Here is a 25,735-nt window from a genome sequence, read left to right as displayed (position 1 = left end):
CCGTTACCCCGCCCACCCCTGGGCACCGGCCATTGGTGAATGGCCAGGTGCCGCGAGGATAGATCGAGAATCGCCCGTCATCAATGCGCCTCGCGCATCAGGTCTGCCAGCCGCGACGCGGCCGCGTCCGGGACCTCGACCGTCTTGGTCCTGCTCGTGGTGCCGGTGAGCAACGTCACCTCGCGCCTGCGTATTCCCAGAGCCGCGGCGACGGCGTCGAGCGCGGCCCTGGTGGCGGCGCCGTCGACGGCCCGCGCCTGGACGGCGACGACGAGCGCGTCGCCGTGCGTCCCGCCCACGGCCGTTCGGGAGGCGCCGGGCCGGACCCGGATCGTCACGCGCACGCAGCCAGGGTAGTCGCGCGTACACTGGACCCGTCGCGAGCAGGCGTTGACGGGGCCATCACCCCCGAGCTGCCGGAAGAACGGCGCCGTCGGGCGCTCACTAGAACCGGCCGCGGCGAACGAAGTGGGCCCGGTTCCCGTCACGGGGGCCGGCCAAGGAGGGTGGTACCGCGGGGTCCGCCTCGTCCCTCCGTCGCGATCTGCTGACGGAGGATTCGAGAGAGACGATGACCGACGCGACCGAGCTCAGCGGCTACCGCGAGGTGCCCGCCCAGGTCGACCTGCCGGCGCTGGAGCACGGCGTCCTCGCCTTCTGGCGCGACAACGACGTGTTCGCGCAGACGGTGAAGAACAGCGAGGGCCGCCCGCAGTGGACCTTCTACGAAGGTCCGCCCACCGCGAACGGCATGCCCGGCACCCACCACATCGAGGCGCGCGTCTTCAAGGACGTCTTCCCGCGCTACCGGACGATGAAGGGCTACCACGTCCCCCGCCAGGCCGGCTGGGACTGCCACGGGCTGCCGGTCGAGATCGCGGTCGAGAAGGAGCTGGGCTTCGAGGCCAAGAGCGACATCGAGGCCTACGGCGTCGCGGAGTTCAACGCGAGGTGCCGCGAGTCGGTGCTGCGCCACGTCGACGCGTTCGAGCAGCTCACCGAGCGCATGGGCTACTGGGTCGACCTCTCGCAGGCGTACCGCACCATGGACGCGTCCTACATCCAGAGCGTCTGGTGGTCGCTCAAACAGGTCTTCGACAAGGGCCTGCTGGTCGAGGACTACCGGGTGTCGCCGTACTGCCCGCGCGACGAGACGGCGCTGTCGTCGCACGAGCTGGCGCAGGGCTACGAGACGGTCGTCGACCCGTCGGTGTACGTGCGGTTCCCGCTGACCGGCGGCACGCTGGCCGGCCAGGCGTCGCTGCTGGTCTGGACCACGACCCCGTGGACGCTGGTGTCGAACACCGCCGTCGCCGCGCATCCGGAGGTCACCTACGTGGCCGCCCGGCCGGCCGGGTCGTCCGAACTGCTCGTCGTCGCCGAGCCGCTGCTGACGACGGTGCTGGGCGAGGACGCCGACGTGGTGTCGACGTTCACCGGCACCGAGATGGAGCGCTGGACCTATCAGCGCCCGTTCGAGCTGGTCGACATCCCCGACGCCCACTTCGTCGTCGTCGACGAGTACGTCACCACCGAGGACGGCACCGGCCTGGTGCACCAGGCGCCCGCGTTCGGCGCCGACGACCTGCGGGTCTGCCGCCGCTACGGCCTGCCCGTGGTGAACCCGGTGCGCGCGAACGGCACGTTCGGCGACGACGTCGCGCTGGTGGGCGGGCAGTTCTTCAAGCGCGCCGACGCCGACCTCGTCAACGACCTCGAGCACCGCGGGGTGCTGTTCCGGCATGTGCCGTACGAGCACGAGTACCCGCACTGCTGGCGCTGCCACACGCCGCTGATCTACTACGCGCAGCCGTCCTGGTACATCCGCACCACGCAGATCAAGGACGCGCTGCTGCGCGAGAACGAGAAGACCACCTGGTACCCGGAGACGATCAAGTGGGGCCGCTACGGCGAGTGGCTGCGCGGCAACGTCGACTGGGCGCTGTCGCGCAACCGGTACTGGGGCACGCCGCTGCCGATCTGGCGCAACGACGAGGACCCGTCGCGCATGGTGTGCGTCGGGTCGCTGGCGGAGCTGTCGGAGCTCTCCGGTCAGGACCTCTCCGAGCTGGACCCGCACCGGCCCTACGTCGACGACGTCACCTTCACGATGGACGGCGTGCCCGGCACCTTCCGCCGCGAGCCGTACGTCATCGACGTCTGGTACGACTCCGGCTCGATGCCGTTCGCGCAGGTGGGGTACCCGTACGCGCCCGGCAGCGCCGAGGCGTTCGAGAAGTCCTACCCGGCGCAGTACATCTGCGAGGCGCTGGACCAGACGCGCGGCTGGTTCTACACGCTGATGGCCATCGGCACGCTCGTGTTCGACCGGTCGTCCTACGAGAACGTCGTCTGCCTGGGCCTGATCCTGGCCGAGGACGGCCGGCGCATGAGCAAGCACCTCGGCAACATCCTCGAGCCGATCCCGCTGATGGACGAGCACGGCGCCGACGCCGTCCGCTGGTTCATGCTGGCCAGCGGCTCGCCGTGGCTGCCGCGCCGGGTCGGCAACGCCGGTCTGCAAGAGATCGTCCGCAAGGTGCTGCTGACGTACTGGAACACGGCGTCGTTCCTGTCGCTGTATGGGCGCACGGCGGGGTGGACGCCCGCCGCGGGTGCGCCGCCCGTGGCAGACCGGCCGGTGCTCGACCGCTGGGCGCTCTCGGAGCTGCACCGGCTGGTCCGCGAGGTCGACACAGCGCTGGACGGGTTCGACACGCAGACGGCGGGCGCTCGGCTGACGGCGTTCGTCGACGACCTCTCGAACTGGTACGTCCGCCGGTCTCGGCGCCGGTTCTGGGACGGCGACCCGGCCGCGCTCGCGACGCTGCACGAGTGCGTCGAGACGCTGTCGCGGCTGATGGCGCCCATGGTCCCGTTCGTCACCGAGCGGGTCTGGCAGGACCTCGTCGTGCCGGCCGACCCGGACGCGGCGCCGTCGGTGCACGCGGCGTCGTGGCCGTCGGTGAATGAGGCTCTGATCGACGACGCGCTGCGGGCCGAGGTGTCGCTGACTCGGCGGCTGGTCGAGCTGGGCCGGGCCGCCCGGGCGGAGTCGAAGGTGCGGACCCGGCAGCCGCTGGCCCGGGCGCTGGTCGGCGCGCGCGGCTGGGAGACGCTGCGTCCGGAGCTGCGCACCGAGATCGCCGACGAGCTGAACGTCGTGTCGGTGCTGTCGCTGTCCGAGGCCGGGGCCGGCGAGGACCTGGTCGACGTGTCGGCGAAGGCGAACTTCCGGTCGCTGGGCAAGCGGTTCGCGAAGGACACGCCTCGGGTGGCCGCGGCGGTGGCGGACGCCGACGCGTCCGGGCTGGCGGCCGCGCTGAAGGCGGACGGCAGGGCGAGCGTCGATGTCGACGGCCTCGGCACCGTCGACCTGCAGCCCGACGACGTCATCGTCACCGAGACGCCGCGCGAGGGCTGGGCGGTCGCGCGTGAGGGCGAGACCGTCGCGCTGGACCTCACCCTGACCGATGCGCTGGTGCGAGCCGGTCTGGTCCGCGAGGCGGTCCGGCTGGTCCAGGAGGCCCGCAAGTCGGCCGGCTTCGAGGTGTCCGACCGCATCGAGCTGGCGTGGTCGGCATCCGAGGCGATGGCCGCGGCGCTGCGCGAGCACGGGTCGCTACTGGCCGACGAGGTGCTGGCGGCGGCGGTGCACGAGGACCTGGCCGCGCTGGACGGCGCGGCCGAGCGGACCGACGAGGAGCTCGGCCTGACGTTCCGGCTGCGCCGGGTGCAGCACGGTTGACGACGCGCGAAGGGGGCCCGGCACCGGCGGTGTCGGGCCCCCTTTCAGCTGACGAGTGTCAGCGCTGCTCGTCGTCGAGCAGGCTGGCGACCGAGCGGAGCGAGCCGCCGGTCTGCGCGGCCTGGGCGTTGTTGCCGCCGCTGGGGCCGGACGGCTGCGGCGCACCGCCGCCGCCTGCCGCCGCCGCGGGGACCTGCCCCACGCCGGTGTCGGCCTCGTCGACGCCGCCGGTCTCGAGCTTGCGCAGCTCGCGCTCGAGGTAGGACTTGAGCCGGCTGCGGTACTCGCGCTCGAAGGCGCGCAGCGTCTCGAGCTCGCGCTCGAGGTCGGCACGGTCGGACTCGAGCTTGCCGAAGACCTGGGAGCGGCGCTTCTGCACTTCCTGCTCGATCGCGTCGGCCCGCTGCCGGGCGTCCTGCTCGATCTTCGCGGACTTGGCCTTCGTCTCGGAGTCGAGCTTCTCGGCACGGGTGCGCGCCTCGTTGATGAGGCGGTCGGCCTCGGCCTTGGAGTCGGCGACGAGCTCGTCGGCCGTCTTCTGGGCCAGCGCGAGCACCTTGGCCGCGGCGTCGCTGGGCTGCACCGCGACCGGCATGGCAGCGGCGGCCGACGGCGGCGCCTCGGGCGCCTTCGGTGCCTCCGGCTGGCGCGGAGCCTGGATGGGCTCGGCCGACGCGGCGACTCCGCCGCCACGGGTCACGGCGGAGAGCTTGTCGCGCAGCTCGTCGTTCTCCCGCTGCATGCGCGCGAGCTCGGCCTCGACCTCGTCCAGGAACTCGTCGACCTCCTGCATGTCGTAACCCTCGCGCAGGCGGACCGTCGTGAACTCTTTGTTCTGGACGTCCTCGGGCGTCAGTGGCATAGCGTCACCTCGGATGTGGGCATAGGCAGAATGTCACCGTACCGCGTCATCCTAGGGATCCGACAACTACAAGCAGAATCTGGACCAGGATGATCAGCACGATGAACGCCAGGTCTAGGGCGATCGAGCCGATCCGCAACGGCGGAAGGACGCGTCGGATCGCCCGCAGTGGCGGATCGGTCACCGTGTAAATGGCCTCCAGCACCACGAGCACCAGCCCTTTGGGCTGCCACTCGCGCGCGAAGACCTGAATCCAGTCGACCACGAGCCGGATCAACAAAGCGATGAAGAACAGCCACAACACCGCGGAGAGAATCTGACTCACAGCCGACACAACACCTGAACTTACCCGACGCCGGCCGGGTTCGATGACATGGCCACCGGCGAGCCGGGCGCGAGTTCTCTCGAGTTGGTCCGCACGCCCCGCCCGGATCAGCTCTGGTTGAAGAACCCGCCGCTCACCATGCGCGCCTTGTCCTCGGCGGTCACCGACACGTCGGCCGGTGTGAGCAGGAACACCTTCGCCGTCACCCGGTCGATGCTGCCGCGCAGGCCGAAGATCAGGCCCGCCGCGAAGTCGACCAGGCGCTTGGCGTCGGCCTCGTCCATCTCGGTGAGGTTCATGATGACCGGCGTGCCGTCGCGGAAGTGCTCGCCGAGCGTGCGGGCCTCGTTGTAGGTCCGTGGGTGCAGCGTCGTGATGCGTGCCTCGCGCATGGCCGGTGCCCTTCGTACGGCCGCGACGGGCCGGCGGTCGGCGAGCGAGGCCACCGTGGCGGTGTGCTCGCGCTCGGGCGCCCGCTCGCGTTCGCGGCGCTCGGGTTCACGACGCAGCTCCTCGGCGGGCTCGTCGTACTCTTCGACGGCGTCGTCGTACTCGTCCGCGTACGCGTCCTCGTCGTACTCGTCGTCGTAGCGGTCTCGGTCCTCCACGAGGCCGAGGTAGACCGCAACCTTGCGCATTGCGCCGGCCATTCAAGTCCTCCGCACTAGTGGGTGGACGGTCCCCTGTTGATCCAGACAGTAGACCTGGGAATCGCCGGATCCGGGGATTGTGCGTGCGACACGCCCACGTGTCGCAGTAGTCACACCAATCACGCCTGACTCATCCATGCCACCCCGGCGAACCGCCCGGTGACGCCGTCGCGGCGATAGGAGTAGCTGTGCGGATCCTCGACGGTGCAGGTCGCGGCGGTCTGGACGGCGGCACCTGCGGCCCGGAGCTGGGCGACGACGCCGGCGGGGACGTCGAGCGACGGCGTGCCCTGCCGGGTGACCGCCCACGACTCGGGCACGACGGCGGCGACGTCGGCCCGCATCGCCTCGGGGACCTCGTAGCAGCGGCCGCAGACCGCCGGCCCGATCTTGGCGACGAGCTTGCGGGCGCCGAGGTCGCGCATGGCCGCGATGGCCGCCGGGACCACGCCCGCCTTGAGCCCGGGCCGGCCCGCATGCACGACGGCGACGACCCCGGCCTCCGGATCGGCCAGCAGCACCGGGACGCAGTCGGCGACGAGGACGGCGAGCGCCCGGCCGGGCTGGGTCGTCACCAGTGCGTCGACCTCGGGCGCCGGGCCGTCCCAGGGTCCGTCGACGACGGCGACGGCGTTGCCGTGCACCTGGTTCATGTAGCTGACCGCGTCGCGGCGCAGGCCGATCGCCGTCGCCAGCAGTTCACGGTTCTGCTCGACGGCGGCGGGGTCGTCGCCGACGTGCCCGCCGAGGTTGAGCGAGTCGTACGGCGCAGCGCTGACGCCGTCGTGCCGGTCGGTGAACGCGAACCGGACCGAGCCGGCCACGCTGGTGTCGCGGAGCACTACGTCAGCCCGTGCTACTTCAAGAAATCGGGCACGTCCAGGTCGTCATCACTGGTCGTGGCCGGGACGATCCGACGCTGTTCGCGGGGTGGGGCGGGCGGCGCGGCGGGTGCGCCGTCACCGTCGTCGCCGCCCGTGTCCCCCTCGCTCGGCCTCGCGGCGGCCGGGGTGGCCGTCGCGACCGAGCCGATGCCCGCGGCGGCGGCCGGGCCACTGGACCCGCCCGCCGTCTCGGGCTTCTTCACGGTGCCGAGCTCGCGCCGGGTGGGCGAGCCGCTGTCGAAGCCGGCCGCGATGACGGTGACCCGCACCTCGTCGCCGAGCGCGTCGTCGATGACCGCACCGAAGATGATGTTGGCGTCGTCGTGCGCCGCCTGCGCGACCAGGTTGGCCGCCTCGTTGATCTCGAACAGTCCCAAGTCAGAGCCACCGGACACCGACAGCAGCACGCCGTGGGCGCCGTCGATGGAGGCCTCGAGCAGCGGGCTCGAGATCGCCATCTCGGCTGCCGCGACGGCGCGGTCCTCGCCGCGGGCGGACCCTATGCCCATGAGCGCCGAGCCGGCGTTGCTCATGACCGACTTCACGTCGGCGAAGTCGAGGTTGATCAGGCCGGGCGTCGTGATGAGGTCGGTGATGCCCTGGACGCCGGAGAGCAGCACCTGGTCGGCGCTCTTGAACGCGTCGAGCACGCTGACCTGGCGGTCGCTGATGGACAGCAGCCGGTCGTTCGGGATGACGATGAGGGTGTCGACCTCTTCGCGGAGCGCCTCGATGCCGGCCTCGGCCTGCATGGCGCGGCGACGACCCTCGAACATGAACGGCCGCGTCACGACACCGATGGTCAGGGCGCCCAGCGACCGGGCGATGCGGGCCACGACGGGCGCGCCGCCGGTCCCCGTGCCGCCGCCCTCGCCCGCCGTGACGAAGACCATGTCGGCGCCCTTGAGCACCTCTTCGATCTCTTCGGCGTGGTCCTCGGCGGCCTTGCGGCCGACGTCGGGATTGGCGCCGGCGCCCAGGCCCCGGGTCGCCTCGCGGCCGACGTCGAGCTTGACGTCGGCGTCGCTCATCAGCAACGCCTGCGCGTCGGTGTTGATCGCGATGAACTCGACACCCTTGAGGCCGACTTCTATCATGCGGTTGACCGCGTTGACTCCGCCGCCGCCGATGCCGACGACTTTGATCACCGCGAGGTAGTTCTGCGGAGCAGTCACTGGACATCGCCTTTCGTCGAGTTCAAACCCTCACCCTCAAGTTGAGGTTTATAGTTATGTCAACCTGAGGATGATGAAACGCTAAGCGCGAACCCGGTCCGGTGTCCGTAGACACGCCGAGACTGGGCCGATTGCCTTTTCCGGGTCACCCGTCCTCTCACCCGCCCGTCCTGCGTTTACTCTGGTCCGCATGATGCGGTGGCTCAGCGGCGTGGCCGGCGGTGTCGCCGTCCTGCTCGCCGGCCTGCTCACGACGCCGCTCGGCTCTGCTCCCGGCCTGGTCGCGCTGCTCGCCGTCCTCGTGATCGCGCTGGCCATGGCCGCGACGTCGCGCTCGCGCGTCCCCGCCGCCCAGCTCGGCGACGGCACCGCGATGCGCCGCGTGGCCGCCGCTCCCCCCGTCGTGACCGCCCAGACCGACCCCGACGCCGCCGCCCGCCCGCGGCCGAGAGCGCCGTCCGGACAGCTGGTTCCGCTCAGCTGTCCGCACTCGTGCTCTCGTTCCGAAGGGTCGTCCCACCGTGCTCTCTCTGCTCGACACACCTGCCCTGGCCGTCTCCGATCTGGTCCTCGCCCTCTCCTCCGCTGCGGAGCCGGTCGCCGGTGACGCCGCGACCGGCGTCGCCGTCCTTCTCGTCGTCGTCCTGATTCGTTCGTTGCTGCTCCCGCTGAGCCTGCGTGCCGCCCGCGCGGGCCGGGCGCGACTCGCGCTGCGCCCCGCCGAGCTGCGGTTGCGCGAGCGATTCCGCCGCGATCCCGTCCGGCTGCAGCGCGAGCTGACCGCCCTGCACCGTTCGCACGGCACTTCGCCGTTCGCCGGGCTGGGCGCGTCGCTGGCGCAGGTGCCGTTCTTCATGGTCCTGTACCGGCTGTTCTCCGCGCCGACCCTGCACGGCGGTGCGAACGCGCTGTTCACGCACACGCTGTTCGGGGTGCCGCTGAGCGACAGCTGGGTGGCGGCGCTCGGCGCCGGCGTGCTTCCCGTCGAGTTGGCGGTCTTCGCGTCGGTGCTCGTCCTGCTGGTCGTCGTGGCCTGGTTCTCGTCGCGCCTGGCTCAGCGCCAGGCGTCGCTGACGGCGCCGCCCTCGACGGAGGTCGAGGTCATGACGGCGCGGATGATGCGCGTGCTCCCGTACGGCACGGTCGTGGTGGCCGCGTTCGTGCCGCTGGCGGCCGCCCTCTACCTGCTGTTCTCGGGCGCCTGGACCGCGACCGAGCGCTGGCTCCTCAACCGCAACGGTCCCCTGCCCGCTGCGACCTGACGCGGCTCACCCCGGCGGGTCGGCTCTGTCGACCGGGCCGATCCGTTCGGGTGGTCGCTCGTAGGTGTGCCCGGTGGGGCTGGTCCATCGGGTGGTGCCGTCGGGGTGTCTTGTGACGGTCCAGTTGGCGTGGTGTTTGAGCAGGTGGTGGGTGCGGCAGAGGGCGTGGCAGTTGGCCGCGCAGGTGCTGCCCCCGGTGGTGAACGGCTCGATGTGGTCGAGGTCGCAGGCCCGGGCGGGGCGGTGGCAGCCGGGCGTGCGGCAGGTCCGGTCGCGGGCGGCGACGAAGTCCGCCAGCGCTTTGGTGGGCCGGTACCTGGTGCGGCCGAGGTCGAGGAGGTGTCCGGTGCCGGGGTCGGTCGTGAGCCAGGTCCAGACGCCTTCGGCGGCGAGGGTGCGGGCGATCTGGGCGGTGATGAATCCGTAGCCGTCGAGCTCGCCCGGCTCGTCGCTCAGTCCGATCAGCGACCCGAATGGGATGGTGACGTGCACGTTGACCGGCCGCCGCCGCCGCGCCGGACCACCCACCGTGGCCGTGGCCGTGCCCACAGCGCTGGTGGGTGCGGCGTTGCCGGTCGCGGCCTGGCCGGTCGCGGCGTTGCCGGGGGCCGCGGCCCGGTTCGGTGCCGGCTCTGGGGCGGCTCGGCCCCGCGCCGTGGCCGTCGCGACTGCGCTGGTGGGTGCGGCGTTGCCGGTCGCGGCGTTGCCGGGGGCCGCGGCCCGGCCCGGTACGAGCTCGGGGGCGGCTCGGCCCCGCGCCGTGGCCGTCGCGACTGCGCTGGTGGGTGCGGCGTTGCCGGTCGTGGCGTTGCCGGGGGCCGCGGCCCGGCCCGGTACGAGCTCGGGGGCGGCACGGTCCTGCGCCGTGCCCACAGCGCTCGACGGTGCGGCACGGCCGGTCGCGGCGTTGCCGGAGGCCGGGCCGGCGCAGGCGGCGAGGGCGGCCCAGCCGAGCTCGGCCAGCGCGTCGGCGCGGCGCTGGTCCTTGGTCCTGACCGGCCCGCCCGCGGCGGCATCGGCGCGTGTGGCATCGGCGGCGGCAACGGTCAACACGGTGTCCAGTGCCATCGCGTCCTCGGCCCGGAGCAGCGCCTCCAGGTGCGCCATCCCGTCCGAGGCCGCCGTCACCGCGACATAGCGGGACTCACGCGCGATCGCGTGCCGTTCCGCCGCCTCGACCGGGGCCAGCTCGTGCAGCAGCCGTTTGATCAGCTTGTGCAGCGCGACCGAGTCCAGCAACGCCGCCCGCGGGAGCACCGCCGCCTCCACCCGCCGCCGCACCCCCGGGTCCTGGCCGCCCAGCTCGTCGGTGACCACCCGCGCCCGCCGCAGATCGATCAACCCCGCCAGCAGCGCCGCCCAGGTGTCCGGGAAGTCCTCCACCAGGAGCACCGCATGCCCGACCAGGTACTCCGCCTGCCGCGCGGTGAGCCGACACCGACCCGCCACCACCACCGCGGAGTTGGTGATGGGGTCGACCGAGCGGTACCCGGTCTCGGCCGGGCGCACCTCGGCCCGCGACGCCAGCTCGGCCAGCGCCTTCGCCTGGCCGGCGGCCACCCACGCGGCCAGCCGCTCCCAGGCGGCCACCGCCTCGACCACGTCATACCCGTCCACCGGCTGCGAGACGTCGTGCCGGGCGAGCAACCCCGCCAGCTCCGGCCCCGGCGGCAGTTCCTCCACCGCGAACGGCAGCGCCCCGGCTGCCGACGCAGCGGCGTAGGAGGCGGCCAGCCCGTCCAGCAGAGCGCGCGTATCGGCGTCGACCGGCTCCGCCCAGCCATCGGGCTCCGCCGGACCGAAGCCCGGCACAACCTCAGGCGGAGCGGCGAATTCGAACGTGCGAATGATCTTACCTGCCCCCACCGACAAGATCAACTCGACGCCGGCACGCGGTGGGTTTCCACAGCGAGGAGGAGTTCGCGGAGTTGTCCACATTTTCCGGATTTCGCGGTGGCGCACCGCCCGCCGATCTGGCGAGATGAAGACATGACGATCACTCACCTCACCCACCCCGAGGCGCCGGCTCCGGCCGACCCAGGCCCCCGGCGCCGTTCCGAGTTCGACGACGAGATGGCGCGACTCATTCGCGAGCGCGTCCAGGCCGACCTCGCCAAGCGGCACGCGCGGCGGCTACGCAATCGCCAGGCCCGCGACGACCTCGCGCGGCGGCGCAGGCACGCGAAGGCGGCGTTGCACGGTGAGGAGCTCGCCGCGCGGGCTCAGCAGGCGTGCCGGTGCGCCCAGCCGCGACCACCGGCGCTGCTCACGCGAGATCCCGGCGGCGGGAGCGGCGTGCTCACCATCTGCCCGGCGTGCGGCCGCGGCACGTGACGGGCTACGGGTCGACGGCCGGGTGGTCGGGCGCCGTGACGTCGTAGGCCGACGGCGGCTCGTCCTGGGCGGCGATCAGCGCGAGCAGGACCTCGGCCTTGCGGTCCAAGTCGTCGGCGGTGCCCCAGCGGACGGTGGCGCCGTCGGTGAGGCCGAGCCTGATGTCGGCCTCGGAGCGCGCTTCGACGGTCTCGACGAGCTCGTACAGCGACGGCGGCAGCCCGGTCAGGACGGTGACGCCGGCGGCGCGAACCGCCTCGTCGACCTCGGAGTCGTCGTCGGCGCCCGGGGCGGTGAGCACGGGCAGTCCGTCCGGACGCCCGTCGGCGGCGCCGAAGAGGGCGCCGGTCTCGTCGACGTTCCACCAGGATCCGTCGGCCGACACGGCGGCGACCGGCTCGCGCGGCGTGACCTCGATGGTCAGCGTCGTCGGCCAGGAGCGGCTGACGTCGACCGAGGCCGCTTCGGGCAGCCCGGCGACACGGTCACGAATGGCGTCGGTGTCGACCCGGGCCAGCGGCGTCCCCACCGGCGCGTCGGCCAGCGACAGCACCTCGTCGGACAGCGACGACGGAACACCCTCGACCGACACCGACTTCACGGAGAGCACACTTGACCAGCCCACCAACCACGCCAGCGCCGACACCGCGCCCACACCGAGCAGGACCAGCAGCACGCCCAGCAGGCGCCGCAACCGCTGCCGCCGCGCCCGGGCCGCGAAGAGCTGGGCACTGGGCGACCGCGACGCGACGCTCATCGCGACCTGGCCGCCAAGACGTCGAGCACCTCGGGGCCGATCAGCGTGACGTCGCCGGCGCCGACGGTGAGCAGGATGTCGCCGGGCTCCGCCCGCGAGGCCGCCAGCTCCGGCACGGCCGACCACGACTGCTCGAACACCACCTGCGACGGCGGCAGCGGCACGTTCGCGGCCACCAGCGCGCCGGTGACACCGGGCTCGGGGTCCTCGCGGGCGGCGTAGACGTCCATGACGATGACCTCGTCGGCCGCGCCGAGGGCCACGCCGAACTCCGAGGCGAAGATGCGCGTGCGGCTGAACAGGTGCGGCTGGAACACGACGACCACGCGGCCGGATCCGGCGACACCACGGGCGGCGGCCAGGGCGGCGGCGACTTCGGTGGGGTGGTGCGAGTACTCGTCGTAGACGCGGACGCCGCCGGCCACGCCCTTGAGCTCGAACCGGCGGCGGGTACCGGTGTAGCCGGCCAGGCCGTCCAGCACGTCACCGGCCGGGAAGCCCATGCCCAGCGCGGCGGTGAAGGCGCCGGCGGCATTGAGCGCGTTGTGCCGGCCGGGCAGCTGCAGCTGGATCCGCTCCTGCCGGCGGCCCCGGGCGACCAGTTCGAACGAGGCGCCCGGCCCGGCGATGTCGAGGGCGGTCACGCGCACGTCGGCGTCGCGCGACTCGCCGAACGTGTGCACCACGACACCGCGCGCGGCGGCCCGTTCCCCCAGGGCCCGCGAGCCGGGGTCGTCGGCGCAGACGACGAGGAAGCCGGTGACGCAGTCGACGAACTCGTCGAACGCGGCGACGTAGGCCTCGGCGGTGCCGTAGAAGTCGAGGTGATCGGCCTCGACGTTGGTGACGATCGCCACCTCGGGGTCGTAGGCCAGGAACGACGCGTCGCTCTCGTCGGCCTCGGCCACGAAGATGTCGCCGCTGCCGTCGTGAGCGTTGGCGCCGGACTCGTTGAGGTTGCCGCCGATGGCGAACGACGGGTCGGCGCCACAGTGCTGCAGCGCGACCGTGGTCATCGACGTCGTGGTGGTCTTGCCGTGGGTACCGGCGACGGCGATGGCGCGCCGCCCGGCCATGACCGACGCCAGCGCGGCGGCCCGGGGCAGGACCTGGACGCCTCGCTCGCGCGCCTCGACGACCTCGGGGTTGGTCTCGCGGATCGCGGTCGACACGACAACGGTCTCGGCCAGCCCGACGTTCGAGGCGGCATGGCCGACGTGCACCTCGGCGCCGAGTGCTCGCAGGCCGGCCAGGACGCCGGAGTCCTTGGCGTCGCTGCCGGACACGGGCACGCCGCGGGCCAGCAGGATGCGGGCGATGCCGCTCATGCCGGCACCGCCGATGCCGACGAAGTGGACCCGGCCCAGCTTCTCCGCGGGCACGATCCGCTCCGGTGGCGAGACGATCACGTGGTCAACCTCCGACGCTCTTCTGTGCAACCGCGCGCCGGACCATGTCCACCAGACGATCGTCGGCGTCGCGACGACCGAGCGTAGCCGCTGCTGCACCCATCACGTCCAACCGAGCCCGGTCGCCGAGGAGCGCGACCACCTCGGCGGCGAGCCTCGACGGCGTCAGCTCGCCGTCCGCGACCAGCACCCCGCCGCCCGCGTCGACGGTGGGCAGGGCGTTGAACCGCTGCTCGCCGTTGCCGTGCGGCAGCGGCACGTAGAGGGCGGGCAGGCCGACGGCGGACAGCTCCGCGCACGTGATGGCGCCGGCCCGGCAGACGGCGAGGTCGGCGGCGGCGTAGGCGAGGTCCATGCGGTCGACGTACGGCACCGGGACGTACCCGGGGCGGGTCGAGGCTGCCGCGGCCTCGGCGTTCGCTGGCCCGACGGCGTGCAGCACCTGGAAGCCGGCCTCGAGCAGGGGGTCCAGCGCACCTGCGACGGCGTCGTTGATGCGCCGCGCGCCCTGGCTGCCGCCGAAGACGAGCAGTGTGGGCGGCGCCGGGTCGAGGCCGAAGAACGCCCGGCCCTCGGCCCGCGAGGCGGTGCGGTCCAGCAGGGCGATCGACCGGCGTAGCGGGATGCCGATGTGCTCGGCGTGCGGCAGCTCGATGGCGGGTGTCGCGACACCGACGAACGTGGTGAACCGGGCACCGACGCGGTTGGCCAGGCCCGGTTTGGCGTTCGCCTCGTGCACGACGATCGGCACGCCCACCCGGCGGGCGGCCAGGTAGGCCGGCAGCGCGACGTAGCCACCGAATCCGACCAGCACGTCGGCCTGCTCCGCCCGGAGCACGTCGGCGGTCCGGCGCACGGCGCCGCGCACGCGCATCGGAAGCCGGAGCAGGTCCGGCGAGGGCCGGCGCGGCAGCGGGACCGGCGGGATCAGGGCCAGCTCGTAGCCGCGCTCCGGGACCAGCCGGGTCTCCAGGCCACGCTCGGTGCCGAGCAGGGTGACCTGCGCGCCGGGGTCGGCGCGACGCACGGCGTCGGCCGTCGCCAGGGCAGGCTCGATGTGCCCGGCGGTGCCCCCGCCGGCCAGAACGACCTTCACGCGACGATCCTCCCCGGCAGCGGCGGGCCTGACACGCCAGGGCGCATGAGAGTGTTCATCGGGACCGTGGTCGCGCGCACCTGCTGGCGGGCTCTCACGCGTGGACCCTCCTCGACCGGCAACCTTCGCGCCGTGCTGGCCGGCCGGCTGCCGTCACCGCACGGGACAGCAGACTCCTCCCGAGCCCTCACGCGTGGATCCTCCTCGACCGGCGGCGTTCGCGCCGCGCCTGCTTGCGGGCCGCCAGCGCCTCGCGGGCACCCGGCTCCTCCTTGGCCAGCGCCATCAGGATGCCGACGGCGACGATGGCGACGACCATGGAAGCGCCACCGTACGACACCAGCGGCAGCGGCACGCCGATGACCGGGAACACGACCAGGACGCTGCCGAGGTTGATGATCGCCTGGACGATCAGCCAGCCGGTGATGCCGGCCGCCGCCAGCCGGGTGAACGTGTCGGTGGTGCGCATCGCGATGCGGATGCCGGCGAACCCGAGCGTGAAGAACAGCCCGAGCACCATCAGCGCGCCGGGCAGCCCGAGCTCCTCGCCGAGGATGGAGAAGATGAAGTCGGTGTGCGCCTCGGGCAGCTGGCCCCACTTGAGCCGGCTCGCCCCCAGCCCGCTCCCCCACCAGCCGCCGGTCGCGAACGCGTAGATCGAGTTGGCCGCCTGGTACCCGGTGCCGGCGAAGTCGGAGAACGGGTCGAGGAAGCTGACCACGCGCGACATCCGGTTCTCCGACGCCGTCACGAAGTAGGCCCCCACCACACCCACCACACCGAGGGCCAGCCCGAACAGCCACGTCGGCACGCCCACGACCCACAGCAGCGTCAGCACGATCGCCATGAGCACGAGCGCCGTCCCGAGGTCGTGCTGGCCGATCGTCAGCGCCACCACGGCGCCCGACACCGGCACGAACGGGATCATCAGGTGCTTCCACTGCGTGAGCAGCCGGCCCTTCAACGCGAACATGCCGGCGCCCCAGATGATCAGCGCCAGTTTGGCCGGCTCGGACGGCTGGATGAGGAACGGCCCGCCGAAGTCCAGCCAGTTCGTGTTGCCACCGCGCGTGACGCCGAGCCCGGGCACGAACGTCAGCGCCAGCAGCATCGCCGCCACGACCAGCATCGGCAGGCCGAACCGCCGGATCAGCCGGGCCGGCATCCGCGACGCCAGCCAGGCCAGCGGCAGCGCGACGACGACCCAGGCGACCTGCCGGGCGAAGAAGTAGTACGGGTAGCCGAACTGCAGCCGCGACGTCACGCTCGACGCCGAGAACACCATGATCAGGCCGAGGACCAGCAGCAGCCCGGCCGAGCCGAGCACCAGGTAGTACGAGGCCAGCGGCCGCTGCAGCAGTTTCCGCAGCGACTCCGCGGCCGCCGTGCGCATCGGCCGGTCGGCGGCCCCGCCCGAAGGCGCAGCGACCGACTCCTCAGTCGTGCTCACGGCGCCGCACGGCCGCGGCGAACGCGTCGCCACGGGCCACATAGTTGGCGAACATGTCCATGGACGCGCACGCCGGCGCCAGGAGCACGGTGTCGCCCGGGCGGGCGAGCCCGGCGGCGGCGGCCACGACGCGGTCCATGGCCTCATTGTCGGTGTCCGGAACCTCGACAACCGGTACATCCGGTGCGTGTCGTGCGAGCGCTTCGGCGATGACCGCGCGGTCGGCGCCCAGCAGGACGACCCCCCGCAGCCGGTCACGCACCCCCGGCACCAGCTCGGAGAACGACGCCCCCTTCGCCAGCCCGCCCGCGATCCACACCACGGAGTCGTACGCTGCCAGCGAGGCCGCCGCGGCGTGCGGGTTGGTCGCCTTGGAGTCGTCGACGTACGTGACGTCGTCGAGGACGGCGACCGTGGCGATCCGGTGCGGGTCGGGCGAGAAGCCGCGCAGCCCGTCGCGGACGGCGACCGGCGGCACCCCGATGGACCGGGCGAGCGCGGCCGCGGCCAGCGCGTTCGCGACGTTGTGCGGTGCGGCCGGCTGCACGTCCGAGACCGCGGCCAGCTCCGCCGCCGACGTCTGCCGCTCGGCGATGAACGCCCGGTCGACCAGGTACTCGTCGACCACGCCCACCATGCCGACCGCCGGGATGCCCAGCGTGAACCCGATGGCCCGGGCGCCCTCGCGGACGTCGGCGTCGCGCACCATCTGCTCGGTGACGGGGTCGGCGACGTTGTAGACGCACGCGGTCTCGACGCCGGCGTAGATGCGCGCCTTGTCGGCGGCGTAGGCGTCCATGGAGCCGTGCCAGTCGACGTGGTCGGGCGCGACGTTCAGCACCGCCGCCGACCGCGCGGCCATCGAGTAGGTCCAGTGCAGCTGGTAGCTGGAGAGCTCGACGGCGATGACGTCGTGGCCGCCGGGGTCCATGACGGCCGACACGATCGGGTCGCCGACGTTCCCGGCTGCGACGGCGCGCAGACCGGACGCCCGCAGCATCGACGTCAGCATCCGCACTGTCGTCGTCTTGCCGTTCGTGCCGGTGAGGACCAGCCACGGCGTCGCGGGGTCGCGGATGCGCCAGGCCAGCTCCACCTCGCCCCAGATCGGGATCCCGGCGGCACGAGCCTGCGCCAGCAGCGGCGCCGACGGCTTCCAGCCGGGCGAGGTCACGACCAGCTGTGTCCCCGGCGGCAGAACGGACGTCGATCCCGGGCCCAGCTCGACCCGCGCCTCGAGGATGCGCAGGATCGTCGCGCGCTCCTGCTCGGCCGGACCGTCGCGATCGTCCAGCGCCGTCACCCGCGCGCCCAGCTGGATCAGCGTGTCGGCCGCGGCGTACCCGGACACCCCGAACCCGGCGACCGTGACCTGCAGCTCCGGCCACGGGCTGTCCCGCCGGGCCTCGGCCAGCCACGAAACCGCACCGCTCACGCCGTCGCCACCCATTCCGCGTAGAACAGGCCGAGGCCGAGGACGACGAACATGCCGGCGATGATCCAGAACCGGATGACGATGGTGACCTCGCCCCAGCCCTTGAGCTCGAAGTGGTGCTGCAGCGGCGCCATGCGGAACAGCCGTTTGCCGCCGGAGATCTTGAACCAGCCGACCTGCAGCATCACCGACAGCGTGATCAGCACGAACAGCCCGCCCAGCACGACGAGCAGCAGCTCGGTGCGCGTCGTGATGGCCAAGCCGGCCAGCCCGCCGCCCAGCGCGAGCGACCCGGTGTCGCCCATGAAGATCTTCGCCGGCGCGGCGTTCCACCACAGGAACCCGAAGCACGCCCCCACCATCGCCGCGGACACGACGGCCAGGTCCAGGGGGTCGCGCACCTCGTAGCAGCTCGGCCCCGGCGAGACCCCGCACGACTGGTTCAGCTGCCACACCCCGATCAGCGTGTACGCGCCGAACACCATGACCGAGGCGCCGGTGGCGAGGCCGTCGAGGCCGTCGGTCAGGTTCACCGCGTTGGAGAACCCGGAGATCAGGAACAGCGCCCACAGCACGAACACGGCGGCCGGCAGCATCCATGACGTCTCGCGCAGCACCGACAGCGCCTGCGACGCCGGCGTGTAGCCCTGCTCGTCGGGGAAGTTGATGGCCAGGATCGCGAACACGACGGCGACGGCGACCTGCCCGGCCATCTTGGCGCGGCTGCGCAGGCCGAGGCTGCGCTGCTTGGAGATCTTGATCCAGTCGTCCAGGAACCCGACGACGCCGAGCCCGACGATCAGGAACAGCACCAGCAGCCCGGACACCGTCGGCGGCGACGGCCGCACCAGGTGCGCCACGAAGTACGCCAGCACCGCCGCGACGATGATGACGGCGCCGCCCATGGTCGGCGTGCCGCGCTTGGTCTGGTGGTTCTCGGACAACTCGTCGCGGATCGCCTGGCCGTAGCCGCGCCCGACCAGCCAGCGGATCGCCAGCGGCGTGCCCAGGATCGACACGACGAGGCCGACCACGCCGGCCGTGAGGATCGAGATCACTTGTCCTCCACCAGCCGTTCGCCCAGGAAGCGCAGGCCGGAGTCGCGAGACGACTTGACCAGGACGACGTCGCCGGGCCGCAGCTCGGCCCGCAGCAGCGCCAGCGCCGCGTCGACGTCGGGCACCCACTCCGACTCGCCGTCCCACGAGCCCTCGAGCGTGGCGCCCTGGTGGATCGCGCGGGCGCCGTCGCCGACGGCCACCAGCCGCGACACGTTGAGCCGGACGGCGAGCCGCCCGATGGCGTCGTGCTCGGCCACCGACGACTCCCCCAGCTCGCGCATCTCGCCGAGGACCGCCCACGTGCGCCCGGCCTCGGCTCCGGGCTCGCCCCGCCGCAGGGACACCAGCGTCTTCAGCGCCGCGCGCATCGACTCGGGGTTGGCGTTGTAGGCGTCGTTGACGACGGTGACGCCGTCGGGCCGTTCGGTGACCTCCATGCGCCACCGCGACCGCGGCAGCGCCGACGACAACCGCGCGGCCACGTCGGGCAGCGGCATCCCCAGCGCCAGCGCCGCCGCCGCGACCGCCAGCGCGTTCGACACCTGGTGCTCGCCGACCAGCCGCAGCGACACCTGAGCGGTACCGTCGGCCGTGACCAGCTGGAACGACGCCCGGCCGCCGTCGTCGACGGCCACGTCCTCGGCCCGGACGTCGGCGTGGACGGACTCGCCGACCATCACCACCTGGGCGGAGGTCTGCTCGGCCATGCGGCGCACGACGGGGTCGTCGGCGTTGAGCACAGCCACCCCGCCGGAGTCCGCCGGCGGCAGCGCCTCGACCAGCTCCGCCTTCGTCCGGGCGATCGTCTCGCGGTTACCGAACTCGCCGAGGTGCGCGCTGCCGACGTTCAGCACGAGGCCGACCCGCGGCGGCGCGATGCCGCACAGGTAGGCGATGTGCCCCGGCCCGCGGGCGCCCATCTCGACGACCAGCGTGCGCGTGTCGCCGTCGACCCGGGTGACCGTCAGCGGGACCCCGACCTCGCTGTTGTACGAGCCGGGCGGCGCGACCAGCGGCCCCAGCGGCTCGAGCACGTGCGCGAGCAGGTCCTTCGTGGTCGTCTTGCCGGACGAGCCGGTGACGCCGACGACCGTCAGCGACGGCAGCCGGTCGACGACGGCGCGGGCCAGCCGGCCGAACGCGGCCTCGGTGTCGTCGACGACGACCGCCGGCACCCCGACCGGGCGCGCGGCCAGCACGGCCACCGCACCGGCGGACACGGCGGCGGAGGCGAAGTCGTGCCCGTCCTGCGCCTCTCCCTGCCGCGCGACGAACAGGCCACCGGGCCCGATCTCACGCGAGTCGGTCACCACCGGGCCGGTCACCCGGACGGCGGGGTCGGCGCCGGCATCCAGCCGGCCGCCGGTGGCCGAGGCGACCTCGGCCAAGGTGAGCGGAATCAAGCTCGGGACTCCTCACTCCACCGCACCAGCTCCTCGCGGAGCACGTCTCGATCGTCGAATGGATGCACGACGCCTGCGATCTCCTGCCCTTGTTCATGCCCTTTGCCGAGAACGACGACGGTGTCGTCGGGTCCGTGCGCGCTGCCCAGCGCAGCCCGGATGGCCTCGCGGCGGCCCCCCACCTCGAGGATCTCCCCCGCCCGCTCCGGCTCCGGCACCGCGCGGGCCCCGGCGACCACGGCGGCCCGGATGGCGGCCGGCTCCTCGGAGCGGGGGTTGTCGTCGGTGACGACGACGACGTCGGCGCCGCGTGCGGCGGCCGCGCCCATGAGCGGCCGCTTCTCGCGGTCGCGGTCGCCGCCGGCCCCCACGACGACGATCAGCCGGCCGCGCGGGTGCAGCGCCTGCAGGACGTTGTCGATGGCGTCCGGGGTGTGGGCGAAGTCGACGACGGCGACGGGCCCGGCACCCGCGGGCCCGGACACGCCCTCCATGCGGCCGGGTACGCCGGCACACGACGCCACCCCTCGGGTCGCGGTGGCGCCGTCGACCCCCGCCGACAGCAGCATCGTCACCGCGAGCGCCGCGTTGGAGACGTTGAACTCGCCCGGAATGGGGACGCTCAGCTCGAGCTTGGCGCCGTCGGCCCCGCAGAGCGTCGCCCGGTCGCCGTGGCGGTCGACCTGCCAGTCCGCGTCGGCATGCACGTGCGGCGGCGCCACCGTCACCACCGGCAGCACCGTCGACGCGGCCAGCCGGCGGCCGTAGTCGTCGCCGACCACAACGACGGCGCGGCGCGCGTGCGACGGGGTGAACAGCCGGGCCTTCGCGGCGAAGTAGTCGTCGAGGTCGGCGTGGAAGTCGAGGTGGTCCTGGGTGAGGTTGGTGAACCCGGCGACGTCGAACACCACGCCGTCGACCCGCCCGAACACCATGGCGTGGCTCGACACCTCCATGGCGCAGGCCGTGACGCCGCGCTCGCGCATGACGGCGAGCAGCGCGTGCACGTCGGTGGCCTCGGGCGTGGTGCGGACGCTGGCCACCCGCTCGTCGCCGACCCGGGTCTCGACGGTGCCGATGATCCCCGTCGTGTGCCCGGCGGCGCGCAGCCCGGCCTCGAGCAGGTACGTCGTGGTGGTCTTGCCGTTGGTGCCGGTGACGCCGAGCATCAGCAGGTCGCGTGCCGGGTGACCGTACACCGTCGCCGCGATGTCGCCCAGCCGCGCCCGCGGGTCGGCCAGCGCGACCACCGGCACACCGGCGACCCCCGCCTCCGACGCGAGCCGGACGCCGTCGTCGTCGGTCATGATCGCCACCGCGCCGGCCGCCGCCGCCGCCGCCGCGAACCGGGCGCCGTGCGTCACCGCGCCGGGCAGCGCCATGTAGAGGTCGCCGGGCCGGACCTGCCGCGAGTCGTGCGTGACCCCCGTGACCACGATGTCGGCCGGCAGGTCAGCCGCCGCGACGGCGTCGAGGGCCGTCAGCGGGAGGGGCGTGACGTGGCGGGGTCGCAGTCCTGGGCGGTCGGGCACGACAGAGCAATCTACTCGGTCAGTCGGCGAAGAGTGGCACCTGCGGCGGCTCCGTACCCGTCGGCGCCACGCCGCCCTGCTCGAGGGCGAACCGCATGATGTCCGCGAAGGCCGGACCGGCCAGCGCGCTGCCGGAGTTGCCGTTCTGCGGGTCGAACAGCGAGACGGTGACGACGTACTGCGGGTCGTCGGCCGGCGCGAAGCCCATGAACGACGAGTTGTAGTCCGCGTAGCAGCCGCACTCGGGGTCGACGCGCTGCGCCGTGCCGGTCTTGCCGGCGATGCGGTAGCCGTCGACCAGGGCCGGCTTGCCGGTGCCGCCCTCGCCCATGACGGCCTCCATCATCGTGGTGACCTCGGCCGCCGTCGCCTCGCTGATGACCCGCTCCGGCGCCGACGGCTCCACCGGCGTCTCGCGTCCGTCGGGCCCGATGGTCGCCTGGACCAGGCGCGGGTCGACCCGCACGCCGCCGTTGGCGATGGTCGCGTACGCCGACGCCATCTGGACCGCGCTGACCGAGATGCCCTGCCCGAACGCGACGTTGTCGCGGGTGAGGTCGGTGAAGTCGTCGCCCGACGGCAGCCGGCCGCCGGTCTCGCCCGGCATCCCGAGGTCCGGCGCCGTGCCGAACCCGAAGCGCCGCAGGTAGTCGTGGTAGACGTCCTTGTCCAGCGTCTCGGCGGCCAGGACGGTGCCGACGTTGCTCGACTTGGCGACGATGCCGGCCAGCGTCATCTGGTCCTCGCCGTGGCTGTAGTAGTCGTGGATCGTCTCGCCGCTGCGCCGGATGCTGTCGGGCACCGAGAACGAGGTGGTGTGGTCGGCCAGCCCCTGGTCGACCACGGCCGACATGGTGATCGGCTTGAACACCGAGCCGGGCTCGTAGGCGTCCTCGACGGCGGCGCTGCCGCGGTCGGCCGCCTCCGTCTCGCTCGGGTCGCCGGGGTCGAAGCCGGGCGTGGCGGCGAGCGCGATGATCTCCTGCGTGTCGACGTCCATGACGACGGCGACGCCGTCGGCCGCGCCGGCGTTGGCCACGGCCTCGGTGAGGATCTGCTCGGTGTGCCACTGCACGTCGCTGTCGAGGGTCAGCCGCAGCCCCGTGCCCGCGACCGGGTCGGTGACGTGGTTGGCCGAGCTGTTCGGGATGCGGATGCCGCCCGGGCTGAACTGGTAGGTCGCCTCGCCGTCGGTGCCGGCCAGCGTCTGGTCCATCGACTGCTCGAGCCCGGTGAGGCCGAGGCCGTCGGCGCCGAGGAACCCGATCACGTTGCCGGCGACGGTCCCGGCCGGATAGTCGCGGGCGGCCGCCGTCTCGGCGGTGAACCCGGTCAGTCCGAGGCCCCGGATCTGCCGCCACGTCGCGCCGGGCACCCCGCGCGCGATGACGACATAGCGGTCCTCGCCGGTGAGGTCGCGCTGCAGGTCGGCGGCCCTCGTCCCGAGGATCCCCTCCAGTTGCAGCGCATACGCGGCCGGGTTCGTCACCTGCGTCTGGTCGACGACGACGTTGTAGGCCTCGACGGTGCTGGCCAGCGGCTCGCCGTCGCGGTCGAGGATGGCGCCGCGCTCGGCCCGCACCGGGACGGTCTTCAGCCCGATCTGGTCCGCGACGGCGGCGTACGTGGACGCGTCGATGCCCTGCAGCTGGATCAGCCGGCCGCCGAACAGCGACAGGATCACGCAGACGCCGAACAGCGTCACCCGCAGGCGCTTGCGCGGATCGGCCAGCCGGACGGTGCGCGGCGGCTTGGGCGGCTTCGGCGGTTTCGGCGGCTTGGGCGGCCTGGGGGCCTTCGGTCGCTTCGGCGGTGTCACGGCGCGCGACGGCGTCGGCTTGCCGGTGGCCGTGCCCTTCCCGCGGGACGGCGCCGGCTTGCGGGCCGTGGCGAGGGCGCCGGCCCGGACCGGGGTCGCCGCGCCGCGCGACCTGGGCATGCTGCCCCAGGCCGCGTCGAGGTCGCTCGCGGGCGTGCGGCGAGGCGCCGCGCCCTTGCGAGCGGGCTTCGGCGCGGCGGCCTTCCGCGGCTGCGCGGCCTTCCGCGGCTGCGCGGCCTTCCGCGGCTGCGCGGCCTTCCGCGGCTGCGCGGCCTTCCGCGGCTGCGCGGCCTTCCGCGGCTGCGCGGCCTTCCGCGGCTGGGCGGCGCCGTTGGCGGCACCGCCGCGAGCCGCGGGCCGACCCCGTCGCCCGTCCGGGCGCTTCGGCGGCATCAGCCGTCCCCGCCGGCCGCCGGCGTGCCCGCGGACCCGGGCAGCTCGAGGAACCGTGGCGCCTCCTCGGCCGGGACCATGCCCAGCCGGCCGGCCTCCTCGGCCAGCGCGTCGGGGGCGCTGCGGGCAGCGACGCGGTCGGCGAGGTCGGTCTGCCGGTCGCGGAGCTCGTCGGTGGTCGACTGCAGCTCGCCGAGCTCGAAGGAGCCCTGCTGCAGCGCCGTGTTGAGGATCAGCAGCCCGATCAGCCCGATGCCGAGCACCAGGAGCACCAGCACGACGAACGGGGCGCGGGGCGCACGGGAGCCGCGCAACGGGACGGCGCGCAGCGACGCACTGCGCGGCGACGGCCGGCGCGGCGCGGCGACCGGCGCGTAGGCGGCACGTTCGGCGCTCATCCTGCACCCCCTGACGCCTCACGGCGGGCCGTCCTCGGCCCCCCCGCCCTGATCCGCTCGACCGCACGCAGCCGGGCGGATTGGGCCCGCGGGTTGGCGGCGATCTCGTCCTCCGTAGGAGGCTCGGACCGGGTCAGCAGCCGCAGCTCGGGCCGGTGCTCGGGCAGCTCGACCGGTAGCCCGGGCGGTGCCGTGCTGGTCGTGCGGGCCGCGAACAGCTGCTTGACGATGCGGTCCTCGAGCGAGTGGTACGCCAGCACGACGATGCGGCCGCCGACGGCGAGCGCGTCGATCGCGGCGGGCAGCGCCCGCTCGAGCGCCTCCAGCTCGCCGTTGACCTCGATGCGCAGCGCCTGGAACGTGCGCTTGGCCGGGTTGCCGCCGGTGCGCCGGGCCGGCGCCGGGATGGTGTCGCGGATCAGCTCGACCAGGCGGGCGCTGGTGTCGAACGGCGCCCGCCGCCGCTCCCGCACCACCGCGGCGGCGATGCGGGAGGCGAACCGCTCCTCGCCGTAGCGGCGCAGGATGCGGCTGAGGTCGGCGGCCTCGTAGGTGTTGAGCACCTCGGCCGCCGTGATGCCGGTGGACTGGTCCATGCGCATGTCCAGCGGCGCGTCCTGCGAGTACGAGAACCCCCGGCGGGCCTCGTCGAGCTGCAGCGACGAGACCCCGAGGTCGAACAGGACGCCATGCACGCGCCGGATGCCGAGGCCCGCCAAGACGTCGGCGATCCGGTCGTAGACCGCGTGGACGCCGGTGAACCGGTCGCCGAACGGCTTCAGCCGCTCGGTGGCCCGGGCCAGCGCCACGCGGTCGCGGTCGAGGCCCACCAGGTGGGCCGTGGAGCTGCGGCGCAACAGGGCCTCGGCGTGCCCGCCGAGGCCCAGCGTGGCGTCGACGACCACGCGCCGGTCCTCCGACGGCGCGGACGTGGCGAGTGCCGGGGTCAGGAGCTCGACGACACGGTCGAGCAGTACTGGGACGTGTGCCCCCTGCTCAGTCATCGACACCCCCGCGTCTCTTCGTCGTTGCCTGGTGTTGCCGCCTGCGGCTCGTACGACCAGGTCCCCGCCCGCTCGGGCTTGGCTGCCGGCTCTGGCCCCTTGGCACCGGGGAAGTGGTGTCAAGAGGTGGAGCGGCCGGAGACCTCGTCGTGCGTGTCCGCACGGCAGCGGTCAGAAGATGCCGGGCAGCACCTCCTCGGAGATGTCGGCGAACATCGGCTCCTTCTCGGCCTGGTACGTCTCCCATGCCTGCTCGGACCAGATCTCCACCCGCGTCATCGCACCGACGACGGTGCACTCGCGCTCCAGCGCCGCGTAGGTGCGCAGCCCCGGCGGGATGGTGATGCGGCCCTGCTTGTCCGGGACCTCGTCGCTGGCCCCCGCGGCCAGCATGCGAGCGAAGTCGCGCGTGCCCTTGTGCGTGATGGGCGCGGCACGGAGCTGCTCGGTGAACCGGAGGAACTCGGCGCGCGGCCACACGTAGAGACAGCGCTCCTGCCCTCGTGTGATCACGATGCCCTCCGCCAGCTCGTCCCGGAACTTCGCCGGAAGGATGAGCCGCCCTTTCTCGTCCAGCCGGGGCGTGTGGGTACCGAGGAACACGGCCCACCTCCCCGCCGTCCGAGCTGGCCGTCACCGGACTCTCCGCGACCGCCATGTCGGACCACTCTTCCTCCACTGCCCGCCACTGTACTCCACTCTCCCCCACTTGCAACCACATTCGGCCCCACCGCTGTC

General features: G+C 73.2%; 22 protein-coding genes. 3 read left to right on the top strand and 19 right to left on the bottom strand.

Annotation, left to right across the window (positions count from 1 at the left end; genetic code table 11):
• Positions 1-80: 80 nt before the first annotated feature.
• The gene (locus E1212_RS25435; RefSeq protein ID WP_131987694.1) at positions 81-344 is read right to left on the bottom strand and encodes a DUF167 domain-containing protein; all 264 of its coding nucleotides are present in this window, start codon (positions 342-344) and stop codon (positions 81-83) included.
• Between the two features lie 227 nt (positions 345-571).
• Between E1212_RS25435 and ileS the strand changes: the two genes are divergently transcribed.
• A complete protein-coding gene (gene ileS, locus E1212_RS25430) occupies positions 572-3,748 on the top strand; it encodes an isoleucine--tRNA ligase (protein WP_131987692.1) in 3,177 nt (1,058 codons plus the stop codon).
• A gap of 58 nt (positions 3,749-3,806) precedes the next feature.
• Here the strand turns inward: ileS and E1212_RS25425 are convergent, their stop codons facing one another.
• The 5 genes from E1212_RS25425 to ftsZ all read right to left on the bottom strand — a co-directional run bounded on the left by E1212_RS25425 (position 3,807) and on the right by ftsZ (position 7,644).
• Complete coding sequence (locus tag E1212_RS25425) at positions 3,807-4,610, bottom strand: DivIVA domain-containing protein (RefSeq protein WP_131987690.1); 804 nt, start codon at positions 4,608-4,610, stop codon at positions 3,807-3,809.
• Between the two features lie 46 nt (positions 4,611-4,656).
• A complete protein-coding gene (locus tag E1212_RS25420) occupies positions 4,657-4,935 on the bottom strand; it encodes a YggT family protein (RefSeq protein ID WP_238992482.1) in 279 nt (92 codons plus the stop codon).
• 107 nt (positions 4,936-5,042) lie between these two features.
• The gene (locus E1212_RS25415) at positions 5,043-5,585 is read right to left on the bottom strand and encodes a cell division protein SepF (RefSeq protein WP_131987686.1); all 543 of its coding nucleotides are present in this window, start codon (positions 5,583-5,585) and stop codon (positions 5,043-5,045) included.
• Between the two features lie 119 nt (positions 5,586-5,704).
• Positions 5,705-6,427: a peptidoglycan editing factor PgeF gene (gene pgeF, locus E1212_RS25410; RefSeq protein WP_131987684.1), complete on the bottom strand. Its 723-nt coding sequence runs from the start codon at positions 6,425-6,427 to the stop codon at positions 5,705-5,707.
• Between the two features lie 14 nt (positions 6,428-6,441).
• Positions 6,442-7,644: a cell division protein FtsZ gene (ftsZ, locus tag E1212_RS25405; RefSeq protein WP_131987682.1), complete on the bottom strand. Its 1,203-nt coding sequence runs from the start codon at positions 7,642-7,644 to the stop codon at positions 6,442-6,444.
• Positions 7,645-8,165: 521 nt separating this feature from the next.
• On the opposite strand from ftsZ, the gene yidC reads away from it, so the two are divergent.
• Positions 8,166-8,906 carry a membrane protein insertase YidC gene (gene yidC / locus E1212_RS25400; RefSeq protein ID WP_131987680.1) on the top strand — a complete coding sequence of 247 codons (741 nt, stop codon included), beginning with the start codon at positions 8,166-8,168 and terminating at the stop codon, positions 8,904-8,906.
• A 6-nt stretch (positions 8,907-8,912) separates the two neighbouring features.
• On the opposite strand, the gene E1212_RS25395 is transcribed toward yidC, so the two are convergent.
• Positions 8,913-10,718 carry an HNH endonuclease signature motif containing protein gene (locus E1212_RS25395; protein WP_162605626.1) on the bottom strand — a complete coding sequence of 602 codons (1,806 nt, stop codon included), beginning with the start codon at positions 10,716-10,718 and terminating at the stop codon, positions 8,913-8,915.
• 177 nt (positions 10,719-10,895) lie between these two features.
• Here E1212_RS25395 and E1212_RS25390 point away from each other — a divergent pair, with 177 nt between their 5' ends.
• Entirely contained in the window at positions 10,896-11,240 is a 345-nt protein-coding gene (locus E1212_RS25390; protein ID WP_131987676.1) for a hypothetical protein, read from the top strand.
• Positions 11,241-11,244: 4 nt separating this feature from the next.
• Here the strand turns inward: E1212_RS25390 and E1212_RS25385 are convergent, their stop codons facing one another.
• The 12 genes from E1212_RS25385 to mraZ form a co-directional block, all read right to left on the bottom strand.
• On the bottom strand, positions 11,245-11,997 hold the full coding sequence (locus E1212_RS25385; RefSeq protein ID WP_131987674.1) for a cell division protein FtsQ/DivIB: 753 nt from the start codon (positions 11,995-11,997) through the stop codon (positions 11,245-11,247).
• On the bottom strand, positions 11,994-13,406 hold the full coding sequence (murC, locus tag E1212_RS25380) for a UDP-N-acetylmuramate--L-alanine ligase (protein ID WP_131987672.1): 1,413 nt from the start codon (positions 13,404-13,406) through the stop codon (positions 11,994-11,996). The genes E1212_RS25385 and murC overlap by 4 nt, the downstream gene beginning before the upstream one ends.
• A 4-nt stretch (positions 13,407-13,410) precedes the next feature.
• Positions 13,411-14,502, bottom strand: a complete 1,092-nt coding sequence (murG, locus tag E1212_RS25375; protein WP_131987670.1) for an undecaprenyldiphospho-muramoylpentapeptide beta-N-acetylglucosaminyltransferase — start codon at positions 14,500-14,502, stop codon at positions 13,411-13,413.
• A gap of 187 nt (positions 14,503-14,689) precedes the next feature.
• A complete protein-coding gene (ftsW, locus tag E1212_RS25370) occupies positions 14,690-15,952 on the bottom strand; it encodes a putative lipid II flippase FtsW (protein WP_162605625.1) in 1,263 nt (420 codons plus the stop codon).
• A complete protein-coding gene (gene murD, locus E1212_RS25365) occupies positions 15,939-17,402 on the bottom strand; it encodes a UDP-N-acetylmuramoyl-L-alanine--D-glutamate ligase (RefSeq protein ID WP_131987666.1) in 1,464 nt (487 codons plus the stop codon). Before murD ends, ftsW begins: the two co-directional genes overlap by 14 nt.
• On the bottom strand, positions 17,384-18,445 hold the full coding sequence (gene mraY, locus E1212_RS25360; protein WP_131987665.1) for a phospho-N-acetylmuramoyl-pentapeptide-transferase: 1,062 nt from the start codon (positions 18,443-18,445) through the stop codon (positions 17,384-17,386). The genes murD and mraY overlap by 19 nt, the downstream gene beginning before the upstream one ends.
• Positions 18,442-19,851 (bottom strand): UDP-N-acetylmuramoyl-tripeptide--D-alanyl-D-alanine ligase, encoded by a 1,410-nt coding sequence (locus E1212_RS25355; protein ID WP_131987664.1) that lies wholly within the window; start codon positions 19,849-19,851, stop codon positions 18,442-18,444. The genes mraY and E1212_RS25355 overlap by 4 nt, the downstream gene beginning before the upstream one ends.
• Entirely contained in the window at positions 19,848-21,383 is a 1,536-nt protein-coding gene (locus E1212_RS25350) for a UDP-N-acetylmuramoyl-L-alanyl-D-glutamate--2,6-diaminopimelate ligase (RefSeq protein WP_131987663.1), read from the bottom strand. Before E1212_RS25350 ends, E1212_RS25355 begins: the two co-directional genes overlap by 4 nt.
• Before the next feature lie 19 nt (positions 21,384-21,402).
• Positions 21,403-23,595 (bottom strand): peptidoglycan D,D-transpeptidase FtsI family protein, encoded by a 2,193-nt coding sequence (locus E1212_RS25345; protein WP_131987662.1) that lies wholly within the window; start codon positions 23,593-23,595, stop codon positions 21,403-21,405.
• Positions 23,595-23,993: a cell division protein FtsL gene (gene ftsL, locus E1212_RS25340; RefSeq protein ID WP_131987661.1), complete on the bottom strand. Its 399-nt coding sequence runs from the start codon at positions 23,991-23,993 to the stop codon at positions 23,595-23,597. Before ftsL ends, E1212_RS25345 begins: the two co-directional genes overlap by 1 nt.
• On the bottom strand, positions 23,990-24,997 hold the full coding sequence (gene rsmH, locus E1212_RS25335; protein WP_131987660.1) for a 16S rRNA (cytosine(1402)-N(4))-methyltransferase RsmH: 1,008 nt from the start codon (positions 24,995-24,997) through the stop codon (positions 23,990-23,992). Before rsmH ends, ftsL begins: the two co-directional genes overlap by 4 nt.
• Positions 24,998-25,168: 171 nt before the next feature.
• The gene (mraZ, locus tag E1212_RS25330; protein WP_131987659.1) at positions 25,169-25,600 is read right to left on the bottom strand and encodes a division/cell wall cluster transcriptional repressor MraZ; all 432 of its coding nucleotides are present in this window, start codon (positions 25,598-25,600) and stop codon (positions 25,169-25,171) included.
• Positions 25,601-25,735 lie beyond the last annotated feature (135 nt).

This window comes from Jiangella ureilytica, from assembly GCF_004348545.1.
In the GTDB taxonomy this organism is placed as follows: domain Bacteria; phylum Actinomycetota; class Actinomycetes; order Jiangellales; family Jiangellaceae; genus Jiangella; species Jiangella ureilytica.
The sequence above is the reverse complement of the archived record's forward strand: the minus strand, read 5'-3'. Positions and strand labels throughout refer to the sequence as shown.

Bases quoted from the DNA above. Each gene is read 5' to 3' on its own strand.
- rsmH (WP_131987660.1), bottom strand. From the start codon at position 24,997: ATGACTGAGCAGGGGGCACACGTCCCAGTACTGCTCGACCGTGTCGTC.
- murD (WP_131987666.1), bottom strand. From the start codon at position 17,402: ATGGGTGGCGACGGCGTGAGCGGTGCGGTTTCGTGGCTGGCCGAGGCC.
- E1212_RS25390 (WP_131987676.1), top strand. From the start codon at position 10,896: ATGACGATCACTCACCTCACCCACCCCGAGGCGCCGGCTCCGGCCGAC.
- E1212_RS25345 (WP_131987662.1), bottom strand. From the start codon at position 23,595: ATGCCGCCGAAGCGCCCGGACGGGCGACGGGGTCGGCCCGCGGCTCGC.
- E1212_RS25415 (WP_131987686.1), bottom strand. From the start codon at position 5,585: ATGGCCGGCGCAATGCGCAAGGTTGCGGTCTACCTCGGCCTCGTGGAG.
- ftsL (WP_131987661.1), bottom strand. From the start codon at position 23,993: ATGAGCGCCGAACGTGCCGCCTACGCGCCGGTCGCCGCGCCGCGCCGG.
- ileS (WP_131987692.1), top strand. From the start codon at position 572: ATGACCGACGCGACCGAGCTCAGCGGCTACCGCGAGGTGCCCGCCCAG.
- E1212_RS25385 (WP_131987674.1), bottom strand. From the start codon at position 11,997: ATGAGCGTCGCGTCGCGGTCGCCCAGTGCCCAGCTCTTCGCGGCCCGG.
- E1212_RS25425 (WP_131987690.1), bottom strand. From the start codon at position 4,610: ATGCCACTGACGCCCGAGGACGTCCAGAACAAAGAGTTCACGACGGTC.